Here is a 14607-nt window from a genome sequence, read left to right on the forward strand (position 1 = left end):
TATGAATTTAAGAGGAAGAAATAAAGTTAGCCCAGAGTTTAACATGTCTTCAATGACGGATATTGTATTCCTTTTATTGATATTTTTCATGTTAACTTCAACTATGGTAACTACTAATGCATTAGATTTAGTTTTACCAAAGGCAAAAGGTAAAACAGACAGTAATAAAAGTGTTTCTATTAGTATTGATAAAGACTTGAAATTTTATTTAGATAAAACTTTAATAGAAGAATCTTCAGTAGAAGCTCAATTATTAGCTGCAATAGGAACTGATAAAGAAAAACCTGTGATTTTAAGAGCTGAAGAAGGTGTGCCAATTGAAAAAGCAGTTTATGTTATGGATATTGCTAATAGAAATCAATTAAAAATTGTTTTAGCTGTTAGACCTAAATAATTTAAATCATGAAATATTTAGAAACTCCAGAAGAAAAAAAATCATTCACTATCACTACTATAATTTTTGTGATATTGTTTTTGTTGTTCTTTTTTTTCGGATTAACGTATATGGATCCGCCACCAGAAAATGGAATAGCAATTAATTTTGGAACTTCTAATGTTGGTCAAGGTGAAGTACAGCCAGAACAACCGGTTCAATCAGCGCCGAAACCTGAAGTGGCTCAACCTCAAAAAGCCGTTGAAGAAGATATTGCGACTCAAGAAACAACTGATGCACCAGTTATAAAAAAAGCAGAAGTAAAAAAGCCAGTTAAAGAAATAAAAGAACCTGTAAAACCAAAACCAACACCTTCAAAAACAACTACTAGTGCTTTAGAAAGTTTAATTAATGGACCTAAAACTGATGGTGTAAAAGCAGGTCATGGTAACGATGGAATTCCAGGTGATAAAGGAGATCCAAATGGTGATAGATATGCCAATAGTTTTTATGGAAGTGGAACAGGTAATGGTTCAGGAAATGGCACAAGTTGGGGTTTGAATGGTAGAAAATTAAGTTCGCCAGCCAAAGAAGTTCAGGATTGTAATGAAGAAGGAAGAGTAGTTGTTCAAGTAACAGTGAATCGAAGTGGAAATGTTATTAAAGCAGAGAGAGCTCAAGGTACCACTAATACCAATCCTTGTCTTGTAAATCCTGCGCTTTCAGCAGCTAGGAAATTTAAATGGCAATCAGATAGTAATGCACCAGAAACACAAGTTGGATTTATCGTGATTAATTTCAAATTGGGAGAATAAATTTTTCTTATGATGAATTATCAAGAAACCATAGATTGGATGTTTCATCAGTTGCCAATGTATCAAACACAAGGTGCATCAGCATTTAGAAAGGACCTCAAAAACACACTTCTTTTATCAAATTTTCTTAACAATCCAGAAAAGAAATTAAAATGTATTCATGTGGCTGGAACCAATGGCAAAGGTTCTACGTCACATTTTTTAGCTTCAATTTTACAAGAAGCTGGATATAAAGTTGGGTTATTTACATCTCCACATTTAAAAGATTTTAGAGAGAGAATCAAAATTAATGGAAAAGAAATTTCAAAAGATTTTGTAGTTAATTTTATAAATACAAATAAACTTTTTTTTGAAGAAAATAATTTAAGTTTTTTTGAAATGACTGTTGGTCTTGCCTTTGACTACTTTGAAAAAGAAAAAACAGACATAAATATTATAGAAGTTGGCCTAGGCGGAAGATTAGACTCAACAAATATAATTACCCCATTAGTTTCTGTAATCACGAATATTGGTTTTGATCATACCCAGTTTTTAGGAAATACTATAGAATCTATTGCTTTTGAAAAGGCTGGGATAATTAAAAACAATATTCCAGTAGTAATTGGAGAATATACAAAAGAAACTAAAAAAGTTTTTTTAGATAAATCTTTTGAATGTAATTCACAAATATTTTTTGCTTCAGATTTAATAGTGAATACATATCCTTCTTCATTATTAGGAGATTATCAAGAAAAAAATATTAAAACTGTTATTCAAACCATTGATGTTTTAAATGCGGAGTATGGTTTTGGAGTTTCAGTTGATGAAATAAAAAAAGGCCTTATAAACGTTGTTACAAACACTGGATTAAAAGGGAGATGGCAAATTTTGAATAATTCTCCTTTTACGGTTTGTGATACTGCTCATAACATTGATGGGTTTAAAATTATCTTAAAACAAATTCAGAAACATGACTTTGTTAATTTACATATGGTTTTAGGATTTGTAAGTGACAAAAGTATTGATGATATATTATCAATTTTACCAAAAAATGCAAAATATTATTTTTGCAGACCAAATAATTTAAGAAGTTTAGATGAAAATATTTTAATGACTAAATCGCTTTCTTATGGGCTTAAAGGTGATGTATACAATTCTGTTACAAATGCTTATCATGAAGCTATAAATTCAGCTTTAAAAAGCGACTTTATATATGTAGGGGGAAGTAATTTTGTGGTTGCAGAAATAATTTAAAAAAACACAATAAAAGTTTGTAGAATTAAAAAACTAGCTTATATTTGCACTCGCAATAAGGGCGATTAGCTCAGTTGGTTCAGAGCATCTCGTTTACACCGAGAGGGTCGGGGGTTCGAATCCCTCATCGCCCACAAAAAAACTCCTCAAATTTTTGAGGAGTTTTTTTATTATAAATATTCTAGAGTTCGTTCTAATGCCATGCCTCTTGAGCCTTTAATCAAAATTGATCTATTTTCTGTTTTCTTAGCTTTTAAATAGTTTCCAAATTCATCAAATGACGCAAAGAAATTTAAATCAGGGTTAGAAATCTTATTAGAATAAAAATCTTTTCCTATCAAATAAGTTTCAATTTTTTTGTCTTGAAGGTAATTTACAATCGTTTTATGTTCATTTAAACTTTCTGAACCTAGTTCATACATATCTCCAATAACAATAAGCTTATTACTTTTATTAATTTGAATAAAATTATCTAAAGCAACTTTCATACTACTTGGATTTGCATTATAGGCATCAAGGATTATTTCATTAGTTCCTTTTTTTATTAATTGAGAGCGATTGTTTTCTGGAATATAACTTTCAATAGCTGCTTTAATATCCATTAAAGCTACTTTAAAATAAGTTCCAATAAGTATTGATGCATTTATATTATTCGCATTATAAAGCCCTATTAAGTTTGATTTAATAACGGTGTCTGATGTTTTTATTTCAACAAATGGATTTGCAGAAACTGATTCTATGAATAAATCAGCATTTCTGTCTGTTTTGCTAAAATTAATTTTTTTACTGTATGCTAATGTTTTATTTTTTTGAATCTCATCGTCCGAATTAATAAAAACTAGCTTGTTGTTTTCAAATAGATAGTTATACATTTCGCTTTTACCTTTTATTACTCCTTCAACACCACCAAAACCTTCTAAATGTGCTTTTCCAAAATTTGTAATATATCCAGAGTCTGGTTGAGCTATGGTGCATAAAAATTCAATTTCTTTTTGATGATTTGCACCCATTTCAACAATCCCTATTTCAGTTTCTTTTGTGAAAGAAAGTAAGGTCAAAGGAACACCTATATGATTGTTAAGGTTTCCAACAGTTGCTTTTGTGTTGAATTTTTTAGAAAGAACTACGTTAATTAGCTCTTTAGTTGTTGTTTTACCATTGCTTCCAGTTAATGCAATTATTGGTGTTTTTAAATAATTCCTGTGAAATGTAGATAATTCTTGAAGTGTTTTAAGAACATTTTCAACAAGTATTGTTCTTTCTTTTATAAAATAATTTGGATTGTCAATTACTACGTATTTAGCACCTTTCTCTATCGCTTCTTTGGTAAATGTATTTGCGTCAAATTTATCTCCTTTCAGAGCAAAAAACATAGAGTTTTTTTCAATTTTACGTGTGTCAGTAGAAAATGATTGACACTCCAAAAAAAGATTGTGTATTTTGTTAATTTCCATTTCTGATTCTTATATACAATAAAAGCCCTAAATAGGGCTTTTATTAATTATTTTGAAAAAATATTATCTTTTATTTCTAGCAGATTTTTTCTTGTCTGCTTTTGGTCCAACTCTAGACATTGCACATCTAAATCCAATATAGTCTGTCGCCATATCTTGAGGGAAATATCTTCTTTGTGCAGGATCTAACCAATATGCTCTATCTCTCCAAGAACCACCTTTGTAAACTCTTACATCGTCATTAACCAATGTAGTTCTCTTGTTTGATTTATCATATTTTCTAATCATTGTTCCAAGACTATCAACAGAAACATTGTGTTTTGGTGAATCATACATTCTTTGATTGTCTTTTAGGTTACCTTTTTCGTCACCTTCTTCAGAAGTTCCAAATTTGAAATATCTAGATGATTGTTTGTCACCATCTCTATAATTTCTATTGTCTGATTTGTCAAAATTTTGTCTTAAATATGTTTCGTTTTCGTCAACTGGTACTTGAGCAATCTCTCCAGGGAAGTTTCTTGCTACAATTTTACCATTTGGTAAGGTGTCAAATTTTTGAGTTTCAGCAGTTACTAGCTCAACTTTTCCATCTTCACCAATTTTATTTTTCATGTATATATTACCTCTGTAGTAATTGAAATCATTAGCTTCATCATCTACAATTGGTCTATAAACATCAGCAACCCATTCAGCAACGTTACCTGCCATGTCATATAATCCAAAATCATTTGGAGGATAAGATTTTACTTTGTTAGTAATATCAGCACCATCATCTGACCAACCTGCAATTCCACCGTAATCTCCTTTTCCTTGTTTAAAGTTTGCTAATTGATCTCCTTTAACTTGTCTTTTTCCAGAACGAGTATAACTTCCTGACCAAGGATATTTCTTTTGTCCTTTGTATATGTTGTATTCTCTTTGTCCAACATCTGCTGCTGCTGCATATTCCCATTCTGCTTCAGTAGGGAGTCTGTAATCTGGTAAAATTAATCCTGATGTTCTTTGAGCATAAACGTTTTTAGGACTATTTCCTTGAGTGTTAGTGCCTCCAGCTGCTGGAGCTGCGCCAGAACTTCCTTTTTTACCAGAACTTTTTTGACCTCTTTGTAAAACTAATTCAGAGTCTCCACCCATTGCTGTTGAAGGTGAAGCAAGATAAGCTTCAGTGCTGAATACTTTTTCACCAGTAACGTCAGTCACTTTTGCATCTTTCTTCAAATAACGTTGATCTTCAAGAATTTTTTCATTTACACGATCTGTTCTCCATTTTGCAAATTCAGTTGCTTGAATCCAATTAACCCCAACTACAGGATATTCTGCATATGCAGGATGTCTTAAATAGTTATTAGTCATCGTTTCATTATATCCTAAACGATTTCTCCAAACAAGTGTATCTGGTGACGCACCTTCATATATGTTTCTGTAATTTTCTTGGTCTGGAGGGAAAACTCTTTTTAACCAATCAAGATATTCCATGTACATCATGTTGGTTACTTCGGTTTCGTCCATATAAAAAGACATAACGTGTTGTTGATTTGGAGTGTTATTCCAATCATGCATAACATCGTCTTGAACTTTACCCATTGTAAAAGTTCCACCTTCTACTAAAACAAGACCAGGACCAGTTGCTTGTTTTTTGAATTTTGAGGCATATTGGAAACCACCTTTTTTATCGTTGATTTTCCAACCAGTAGCTTGAGAACCGCCTTTTGAGCTAGATTTCTTGCTACAACTAGTAATACATAATGATAGTATTGCTAAAAGTAATAATCTAATATTCATAATTTTAACATGTTTCATATCCATCGTAGGTTATAGATTTGTGGCGCAATTTAAGAATTAACCTTTAATTTGCAACAAAATTTTTAAATTAATACTAACTTCGTTATTCGTATAGATAACAATCATTGATATTTATAACGCAAAAATAGTTTTTTTATTGTGTTGATTGGAAATTATTTTTACATAAATACAATAAACTTTCTTTATTTTCGTTTACTATTAGAATATGAAAAAGAAAATTAAATATTTGCTCATTGCAATGTGTTGTTTTTTTGGGTTTTCTCAAGAAAAAGGAACACTACAATTAATATGGAAAGATAAAGAATCTTTTTCTGTTGGTAATGCCAAATTTAACATCCCACAATTTAACAAAGAAAATCTACAATTTGATAGTTACAAGGCTTCTTTGTACTATTTTATTACTTTAGAGAGTAATACTTTTAATGAAGGTAGTACGGTTGATATTAAGAATCCTGTTTTTGAAATTATTTCTGAGACAAGTTTAGGTGATTTAAATAAAAAAGAGATTCCATCATCGTTAAATTCACAATTTAAATTCATAATAGCAAGAGATAAAGTTTTAGGGCAAATTTTTCTTTCACCAATAATTAAAGAGAATAATGTTTTTAAAAAATTAATTCGATTTGATTATGTTGTTAATTCATCTGGTTTAAGAAACTCTTCATTTAGCAATAGCGTTCCACAAGTTGGAAATTCTGTACTAAGTTCTGGTGAATGGTATCGTTTTTATGTACAAAAATCAGGGGTATATAAAATAAGTAGAAGTTTTTTGAGTAGTCTTGGAATGAATACAAATGTTGACCCAAGAAAAATAAAAATCTTCGGAAGTGGTGGAAGAATGGTTCCGTTATTAAACTCAGTAGAATATCCTTTTGATTTAACTGAAAATGCAATTCAATTTATTGGCGAATCGGATGGTGTTTTTGATAATCAGGATTATATATTGTTTTATGCAGAAGGAATGGACAATTGGAGTCAGGATAACCAAACCAATTTGAATTTATACGCCGATAAAGCATATTATTATGTAACTACAAGTGGCGGAAGTGGAAAACGAATTACAGATATGGTTCAGCCAACTTCAACACCAACAGCTACGATAACTTCTTTTGATGATTACCAATTTCATGAAATCGATAGAGAAAACATTGCAAAATTAGGTAGAGTTTGGTTTGGAGAACAATTTTCGATTAATAATGAACAAATTTTCGATTTTAATTTCCCTAATTTAGTTACCTCAGTTCCAACACAATTTTCAATACATGTTGCAGCGGCTTCATCAGCTGTTACAAACTTCAAAGCTGAAGCAAATGGACAATTAATAGGACAAGTTAATATGAGTGCTATTTCTCAAAATAGTAGTGCTGAAGCTTACGACTATACTATAAAAAATAATGTAGCTGTTAGCTCTAATACGGTTACAGTAAAAATTACTTATGATAATTCAGGTGTTCCAAGTTCAAAAGGATATTTAGATTATATCAACATAAAAGCAAAGCGAGAATTAAAAGGAACTGGAAAACAATTCAGATTTCAACATGATGATGCAGCTTCAACTATTGGAGTAGGAAGTTTTCAAATTTCTAATGCATCTGGAATTTCACAAATTTGGGATGTTACAGATATTTATAATGTTACTAAAGTCGAAAATACATCTCAAAATGCTTTTAGTTTTTCTGCTAATTTGGGTGAAGTTAGAAAATACATTGCAGTTGAGCCTTCCGATTATTTTTCGCCTTTAAAAGAGTCAAAAAGCAGAGTTGAAAATCAGAATATAAAAGGAACAGTTTTCAAAAATGCTCAAAATCAATTTCAAGATGTAGATTATTTAATAATTACTCCAAAGTTTCTAAATGCTCAAGCAGAAAAGCTTGCAAATTTTCACAGAAACAATTCACAAATGAGTGTGAAGGTTTTAAATTTAGAAAACATCTATCAAGAATTTTCATCAGGAAAACAAGATATTGGAGCGATTAGAAATTTTATTAGATATGTTTATTTCAATGCCTCGTCTACTGATAAGCGAGTAAAATATGTAAATCTTTTTGGTGATGGTTCTTATGATTTTAAAGATAGAGTTTCAGGAAACACCAATATAGTTCCAATTTATCAATCATTAAATAGTTATACAGAAAGTGAAGCTTCTTTTGCTTCAGATGATTTTTATGGATTAATGGATGACAATGAAGGACGAATAGACTATTTTACAAGTTCAGGAAATTGGGTTTTAGATATTAGAGGGGTTGATATTGCTGTTGGTAGAATGATTGTCAGCACAACTAAACAAGCAGATGAAATGGTGAATAAAGTAATAGAATACCACGATATTAAATCATACGGAAGTTGGCGAAATAATTACGTATCAATTGCCGATGATCCGAATCCAGATAAACCTGGCGATAAACAATTACAATATTATCAAAACAGATTAACGGATAATATTATTGAACAAAAGCCATTTTTAAATCAAAAGAAAATTCTTTTAGATGCCTATGTTCAAGAAACTTCTGCAGGTGGAAAAAGATATCCAAAAGCACGTGAAGAGATTTTTGCTTCTTTCGAAAAAGGAGCTTTAGTTTTCAATTATTTAGGACATGGAGGTGAAGATGGATTAACAGAAGAACGAGTTTGGGAAAAATCAGATGGACAAAATTTAAATAATCGTTATAAGTATCCGTTATTCATTACAATTACATGTGATTTTTCAAGATTTGACAATCCATTCAGACCAACTGCTGGCGAATATACGTATTGGAATCCAAAAGGTGGTGCAATTTCCATGATTACAACAATTCGTTCAATAGGTCAAGGTCCAGCACAATTTTTTAATGATAAACTAGCTCAATATCTTTTTTCTTTTGGAAGTGATGAGTATACATCAATAGCAGAATCATTAAGAATGGCTAAGAACTTTAGTCCAAATTCTTCAACTAATGTTGTTTTTTATTTAGGCGATCCAGCCTTAATGTTGGCAATTCCTAGACCAAAAGTAGTTCTTACACTGGTAAATGATATGCCAATAACGGGTCCAATTGATGATTTCAAATCATTAGCATATGTTAAATTAAATGGGGAAGTTTTAGATGAAAACAATAATTTACTTTCAAGTTATAATGGAGAATTAGCCGTAAATATTTTTGATAAAAACATCACAGCAAATACTTTGAGAAATGATGGGGAAGATGCCATAATTAATGATGCTTTTCAAACGGCGCCAACAATGCCTTTTGTGAAACTTGGAGAAACAATATTCAGAGGAAATGCTTCTGTTGTCAACGGAAAATTTGAATTTGGATTTGTGGTTCCTCGAGATATCAGAATTCCTGTTGATAATGGAAGAATCAGTTTTTATGCAAAGAGAAATCAAATTCGTTTAGACAAAACTGGCTATAACACAGATATCAAAGTTGGTGGAATAAATACAAATGCTGCGGTTGATAATACAGGTCCAAGAGTCAAATTATATATGAACGACGAAACTTTTGTCAACGGCGGAATAACCAATAAATCTCCGTTTCTATTAGCATTGCTAGAAGATGAAAATGGAATTAATACAGCCAGTGGTATTGGTCATGATATCGTTGGGATTTTAGATGGTGATGAAAGCAATCCATACATCATGAATGATTATTATGAAACAGAACTTGATGATTACACCAAAGGAAGAGTATATTTTCCTTATCGCAATTTAGAACCTGGATTACATACTATAACTTTTAAAGCTTGGGATGTTTATAACAATCCAATCACTGCCGAAATTCAATTTGTTGTGGTTGGTGATGATTCGATAACTTTAAAAAATGTGTTGAACTATCCTAATCCATTTGTCAATTATACAGAGTTTTGGTTTTCTCACAATCGTCCATTTGAACCATTGGAAGTTCAAGTTCAAGTAATGACGATAACTGGTAAAATTGTTTGGACAAAAAATCAAACGGTTACAACTGACGGATTTCTTTCAAGAGAGATTACTTGGGATGGAAAAGATGATTTTGGAGACAGAATAGGTAAAGGTGTTTATGTTTACAAATTGACTGTAAAATCCACTTTATCGAATAAAAAAACCGAAAAAATAGAAAAACTTGTAATCCTTTAAGAAAATACTATATTTGTTAACTTTTATTAAAAAAATAGAATGAAAAAGATTAAAATCGCATTTTTATTATTATTCACAATTTCAACCATAAATGCTCAAACTAATGATAGTAGAGTAATCACTACAGGTGTTCCTTTTCTTTTAGTAGCTGCTGATGCGCGTTCTGCAGGTATGGCAGACCAAGGTGTTGCTACATCTACAGATGTTTTTTCACAACAATGGAATCCAGCCAAATATGCTTTTGCACTTGATAAACAGGGTTTTTCAGTGAGTTATACACCATACTTAACAGATTTAGTAAACGATATTTCATTAGGTCAAGTAACTTATTACAATAGAATAAACGAAAGAAGTGCTTTTGCGGGAAGTTTACGTTATTTTGGTTTAGGAGAAATTGAGCTAAGACAACAAGCCGAAGATGTTCCTCAAATTGTTAAACCATTTGAAATGGCACTTGATGGTTCTTATTCTTTGAAATTAAGTGAACGTTTTTCTATGGCAGTAGCAGGTAGATATATTCGTTCTCAATTAAGAATTCCTTCTGAATCTTCAGGTGGTGATGCTAAACCAGCAAGTACATTTGCGGTTGATATCGCAGGGTTTTATCAATCAGAAGAAGATGCTTATGGCGATTTTAATGGTAGATGGAGAATGGGATTCAACTTTCAAAATCTTGGTCCAAAAATCAATTACGATGCAGGTCAATCAGATGATGGTAGTGCAAACTTTTTGCCAGCAAACATGAAGCTTGGTGGAGGTTTTGATTTTATATTTGATGATTACAATAAGGTTGCTCTAAACATAGAAGTTGCAAAATTATTAGTGCCAACTCCACAAAGCGCTGATTTAAATGGAAATGGAGTTATTGAAGCTGGTGAAGAAGCTGACTTACAACAACAATTAAATGCAGATTACAATAAAGTAACTTGGGTTTCAGGAATATTCAAATCATTTGGTGATGCACCAGGAGGTTTTAGCGAAGAACTAAAGGAATTTACATATTCAGTTGGAGCTGAATATTTATACCAAGATTCATTTGCAATGCGATTAGGATATTTCCATGAAAGTCCAATTAAAGGTGCTCGAAAATTCTTTTCACTAGGAGCAGGTTTTAAATACAATGTAGTAAAGGTAGATGTATCTTATTTATTCTCTGCATCAAAAGTAAAAAACCCATTAGAAAATACGTTGCGTTTCTCACTAACATTTAATTTTGGTGACAAATACGATGAATATTAACAGAAGATAAAATTTAATAAAAATCCAAATTTCTTTTTTTGAAATTTGGATTTTTTTTCCACTATAAATAAAGAATTAGAACAATAGAAAAGTCATAATTGATTATATGAAAAAACTTGAAATTAAAACCACATTCGAAGTGTTTAATTCAATTGATGAACTCACGTCTGAGGTCAAATCATTAATGAATCAGGCAATAGAAATAAGAAAAAAGGCATACGCTCCATATTCAAAATTTAGAGTTGGTGCAGCAATTCTTTTAGACAACGGAAAAATAGTGTTAGGTTCCAATCAAGAAAATGCGGCTTATCCTTCAGGATTATGTGCCGAAAGAGTAGCAATTTTCCAAGCCGGAGCAATTTATCCAGATGCAAAAATCATAAAACTAGCCATTTCGGCAGCTTCAGATAATAACCCAACAGTATCACCGATACCGCCATGTGGCAGTTGTCGTCAATCAATTGCAGAATATGAGTTTAAACAAAATACACCGATAGAAATATTTTTCATGGGTGAATCTGGCGAAGTATATAAGTCAGATTCAATCAATAATTTATTGCCGCTAACTTTCGACAAAACATCGCTATAAACTATATCGATATAGTTAATATTTTTAAAAACACTAGTCGTAAAAAATGCTATTTTAATTTGGAATTATTTTTACTTCTACAATCAATATCATACTTTTGCAATTCGCATTCTTTTAAAAAAGAAGCTTGCAATCGATTATTACGTAACTAATCATAGTAATTCATTAAAAAATGAAACCAATTACAAAAGAAACATACCTTGATTGGTATGAGCAAATGCAATTTTGGAGAAAGTTTGAAGACAAACTTGCAGCACTTTACATTCAACAAAAAGTTAGAGGATTTCTACATTTATATAACGGTCAGGAAGCTGTTTTAGCAGGTGCTTTGCATGTTATGAATTTAGGTGGAAAAGATAAAATGATTACAGCTTATCGTAATCACGTTCAACCAATAGGAATGGGAGTTGATCCAAGAAAAGTAATGGCTGAATTACTTGGAAAAGTAACAGGAACTTCAAAAGGAATGGGTGGTTCGATGCATATTTTTTCAAAAGAACACGGTTTTTATGGAGGTCACGGTATCGTTGGAGCGCAAATTCCAGTTGGTGCAGGAATGGCTTTTGCCGATAAATATTTTGAAACTGGCGGTGTAACGTTGACCTATTTTGGTGATGGTGCTGCTCGTCAAGGTTCATTACATGAAGCATTCAATATGGCTATGTTGTGGAAACTTCCAGTAGTATTCATTTGTGAAAACAATGGGTATGCAATGGGAACTTCTGTAGAAAGAACAGCTAACCATACAGATATTTGGAAACTTGGTTTAGGGTACGAAATGCCTTGTGGACCAGTTGATGGTATGAATCCTGTTAAAGTGGCAGAAGCAATGCACGAAGCAATGGAAAGAGCACGTCGTGGTGATGGACCAACATTCTTAGAAATGAAAACTTATAGATATAGAGGTCATTCAATGTCAGATGCACAATTATATCGTACCAAAGATGAAGTTGAAGAATACAAAAAAATAGACCCAATCACTCAAGTCTTAGATGTTATTAAAGAGAAAAAATACGCTACTGACGAAGAAATTGAAGCAATAGACGAAAGAGTAAAAGATTTAGTAGAAGAATGTGCAACATTCGCTGAAGAATCTCCTTTCCCAGAAGCACAACAACTGTATGACGTTGTTTACGAGCAAGAAAATTATCCTTTCATCCCACACAGACTATAAATTATGGCTATCAAAATAACAATGCCTCGCTTAAGCGATACAATGACAGAAGGAACTGTAGCAACTTGGTTAAAAAAAGTTGGCGATACAGTTAAAGAAGGCGATATTTTAGCAGAAATTGAAACAGATAAAGCTACCATGGAGTTTGAATCGTTCAACGCAGGTACTTTATTACACATAGGAATTCCAGAAGGTGAAACCGCACCAGTGGATTCATTATTAGCAATCATTGGTAAAGAAGGCGAAGATATTTCAGCTTTATTAGCAGGCGGAACATCAACAGAAGAAGTTCCAAAAGCAGAAGAAGCAAAAGCAACATCAGAGCCACAAACAACAAACGATAAACAACAAACTGCCGAACTTCCTAAAGGCGTAGTAGTTGTTACCATGCCAAGATTGAGCGATACAATGACAGAAGGAACGGTTGCAACTTGGTTAAAGAAAGTGGGCGATACAGTTAAAGAAGGCGATATTCTTGCTGAAATCGAAACTGATAAAGCAACAATGGAATTCGAATCGTTCAATGCAGGTACATTGTTATCAATAGGAATTCAGGAAGGTGGAACAGCGCCAGTTGATAGCGTTTTAGCAATCATTGGTCCTGCAGGAACAGACGTTTCAGGAATCGCAGAGAATTATAAAAAAGGAGGTTCAGCTCCTAAAGCAGAAGCTCCAGCGCCAACTTCAGCACCTGCTGAAACAACAAACAATCAACCACAAACAACAAACAATTCCGAAAGAATATTTGCATCACCATTAGCAAAACAAATTGCTAAAGAAAAAGGAATTAATCTGGCAAATGTAAAAGGAACAGGTGACAATGGTAGAATTACCAAAAGCGATGTAGAAAACTTTACACCTTCAGCAGTAGCGGCAGCACCAGTTGCACAACCAGCAGCTTCTACTTCAGCAGCAGCACCAGTGGTAAAACCATTCGTTCCTGCAGGAGAAAAATACACTGAGGAAATCAAAAATTCGCAAATGCGTAAAACCATTGCGAAGCGTTTAGCAGAATCTAAATTCACGGCACCACATTACTATTTAACCATTGAGGTAAGCATGGACGAAGCGATGAATGCAAGAGCAATCATCAATACTGTTCCAGATACTAAAGTATCGTTTAACGATATGGTAGTAAAAGCGTGTGCAATGGCATTAAAAAAGCACCCACAGGTAAATTCTCAATGGACTGCTGATGCTATGCTAATCAACCACCATGTAAATATTGGTGTTGCAGTAGCAGTTGAAGATGGTTTGGTAGTTCCAGTATTGAATTTTACAGACCAAATGACGTTGTCTCAAATCGGTGCTAGCGTAAAAGATTTAGCAGGAAAAGCAAAAAACAAAAAACTAACACCTGCCGAAATGGAAGGAAGCACATTCACAGTTTCTAACTTGGGTATGTTCGGAATCCAGTCGTTTACATCAATTATCAATCAGCCTAACTCAGCTATTTTATCAGTCGGAGCTATCGAGCAAAAACCAGTGGTAAAAAATGGTCAAATTGTAGTTGGAAATACAATGACAGTTACTTTAGCTTGCGACCACAGAACAGTCGATGGAGCTACAGGAGCACAATTCTTGCAAACATTACGTACCTATCTGGAAAACCCAGTAACGATGTTAGCATAAAAAGTAAACACGATTTTAAATAAATAAAAAAAGCCAATCAGTTACGATTGGCTTTTTTGTTAAATATTTTCCACTCGAATGATCTTTTTTAGCACCAGTAACACTACTCAAAAAATTAATTTCATTTTATAATCTTCTAAATTTCGAATAGAAATAATTAGTAATGGTTTTTTAAAATTAATTTTTGATATTTGAATAA

Annotated in this window: 10 protein-coding genes and 1 tRNA gene; 9 read left to right on the forward strand and 2 right to left on the reverse strand. The window is 32.3% G+C overall.

All coding sequences use genetic code 11. The annotated features are described in order from the left end of the window. Position 1: 1 nt before the first annotated feature. The 4 genes from RN605_RS12310 (at position 2) to RN605_RS12325 (ending at position 2555) form a co-directional block, all read left to right on the forward strand. Positions 2-394, forward strand: a complete 393-nt coding sequence (locus RN605_RS12310; protein WP_313325173.1) for an ExbD/TolR family protein — start codon at positions 2-4, stop codon at positions 392-394. An 8-nt stretch (positions 395-402) separates the two neighbouring features. Beyond that, entirely contained in the window at positions 403-1188 is a 786-nt protein-coding gene (locus RN605_RS12315; protein ID WP_313325174.1) for an energy transducer TonB, read from the forward strand. 12 nt (positions 1189-1200) lie between these two features. Further along, the gene (locus RN605_RS12320) at positions 1201-2421 is read left to right on the forward strand and encodes a bifunctional folylpolyglutamate synthase/dihydrofolate synthase (protein WP_313325757.1); all 1221 of its coding nucleotides are present in this window, start codon (positions 1201-1203) and stop codon (positions 2419-2421) included. Between the two features lie 59 nt (positions 2422-2480). Further along, a tRNA-Val gene (locus RN605_RS12325) sits at positions 2481-2555 on the forward strand. Between the two features lie 36 nt (positions 2556-2591). Here RN605_RS12325 and RN605_RS12330 read toward each other — a convergent pair. Together RN605_RS12330 and gldJ are read right to left on the reverse strand one after the other, a co-directional pair. Beyond that, positions 2592-3875 carry a UDP-N-acetylmuramoyl-tripeptide--D-alanyl-D-alanine ligase gene (locus RN605_RS12330; protein WP_313325175.1) on the reverse strand — a complete coding sequence of 428 codons (1284 nt, stop codon included), beginning with the start codon at positions 3873-3875 and terminating at the stop codon, positions 2592-2594. Between the two features lie 63 nt (positions 3876-3938). Next, the gene (gldJ, locus tag RN605_RS12335) at positions 3939-5675 is read right to left on the reverse strand and encodes a gliding motility lipoprotein GldJ (RefSeq protein WP_313325177.1); all 1737 of its coding nucleotides are present in this window, start codon (positions 5673-5675) and stop codon (positions 3939-3941) included. 208 nt (positions 5676-5883) lie between these two features. On the opposite strand from gldJ, the gene porU reads away from it, so the two are divergent. From porU to RN605_RS12360, 5 genes are all read left to right on the forward strand, one after another. Beyond that, positions 5884-9774, forward strand: a complete 3891-nt coding sequence (porU, locus tag RN605_RS12340; protein ID WP_313325178.1) for a type IX secretion system sortase PorU — start codon at positions 5884-5886, stop codon at positions 9772-9774. A 39-nt stretch (positions 9775-9813) separates the two neighbouring features. Then, positions 9814-11013 carry a type IX secretion system outer membrane channel protein PorV gene (gene porV, locus RN605_RS12345; RefSeq protein ID WP_313325179.1) on the forward strand — a complete coding sequence of 400 codons (1200 nt, stop codon included), beginning with the start codon at positions 9814-9816 and terminating at the stop codon, positions 11011-11013. Between the two features lie 106 nt (positions 11014-11119). After that, positions 11120-11602, forward strand: coding sequence for a cytidine deaminase (gene cdd, locus RN605_RS12350; protein ID WP_313325181.1), 483 nt, complete (start codon positions 11120-11122; stop codon positions 11600-11602). Between the two features lie 172 nt (positions 11603-11774). After that, complete coding sequence (pdhA, locus tag RN605_RS12355; RefSeq protein ID WP_313325182.1) at positions 11775-12776, forward strand: pyruvate dehydrogenase (acetyl-transferring) E1 component subunit alpha; 1002 nt, start codon at positions 11775-11777, stop codon at positions 12774-12776. 3 nt (positions 12777-12779) lie between these two features. Further along, positions 12780-14408 (forward strand): pyruvate dehydrogenase complex dihydrolipoamide acetyltransferase, encoded by a 1629-nt coding sequence (locus RN605_RS12360; RefSeq protein WP_313325184.1) that lies wholly within the window; start codon positions 12780-12782, stop codon positions 14406-14408. Positions 14409-14607: the final 199 nt, after the last annotated feature.

The organism is Flavobacterium sp. PMTSA4 (assembly GCF_032098525.1).
GTDB classification, from domain to species: Bacteria; Bacteroidota; Bacteroidia; order Flavobacteriales; family Flavobacteriaceae; genus Flavobacterium; species Flavobacterium capsici.

What these genes read in the sequence shown, in the direction of transcription:
- RN605_RS12310 (WP_313325173.1), top strand. Translation starts at nt 2, where the DNA reads ATGAATTTAAGAGGAAGAAATAAAGTTAGCCCAGAGTTTAACATGTCT.
- RN605_RS12315 (WP_313325174.1), top strand. Translation starts at nt 403, where the DNA reads ATGAAATATTTAGAAACTCCAGAAGAAAAAAAATCATTCACTATCACT.
- RN605_RS12320 (WP_313325757.1), top strand. Translation starts at nt 1,201, where the DNA reads ATGAATTATCAAGAAACCATAGATTGGATGTTTCATCAGTTGCCAATG.
- RN605_RS12330 (WP_313325175.1), bottom strand. Translation starts at nt 3,875, where the DNA reads ATGGAAATTAACAAAATACACAATCTTTTTTTGGAGTGTCAATCATTT.
- gldJ (WP_313325177.1), bottom strand. Translation starts at nt 5,675, where the DNA reads ATGAAACATGTTAAAATTATGAATATTAGATTATTACTTTTAGCAATA.
- porU (WP_313325178.1), top strand. Translation starts at nt 5,884, where the DNA reads ATGAAAAAGAAAATTAAATATTTGCTCATTGCAATGTGTTGTTTTTTT.
- porV (WP_313325179.1), top strand. Translation starts at nt 9,814, where the DNA reads ATGAAAAAGATTAAAATCGCATTTTTATTATTATTCACAATTTCAACC.
- cdd (WP_313325181.1), top strand. Translation starts at nt 11,120, where the DNA reads ATGAAAAAACTTGAAATTAAAACCACATTCGAAGTGTTTAATTCAATT.
- pdhA (WP_313325182.1), top strand. Translation starts at nt 11,775, where the DNA reads ATGAAACCAATTACAAAAGAAACATACCTTGATTGGTATGAGCAAATG.
- RN605_RS12360 (WP_313325184.1), top strand. Translation starts at nt 12,780, where the DNA reads ATGGCTATCAAAATAACAATGCCTCGCTTAAGCGATACAATGACAGAA.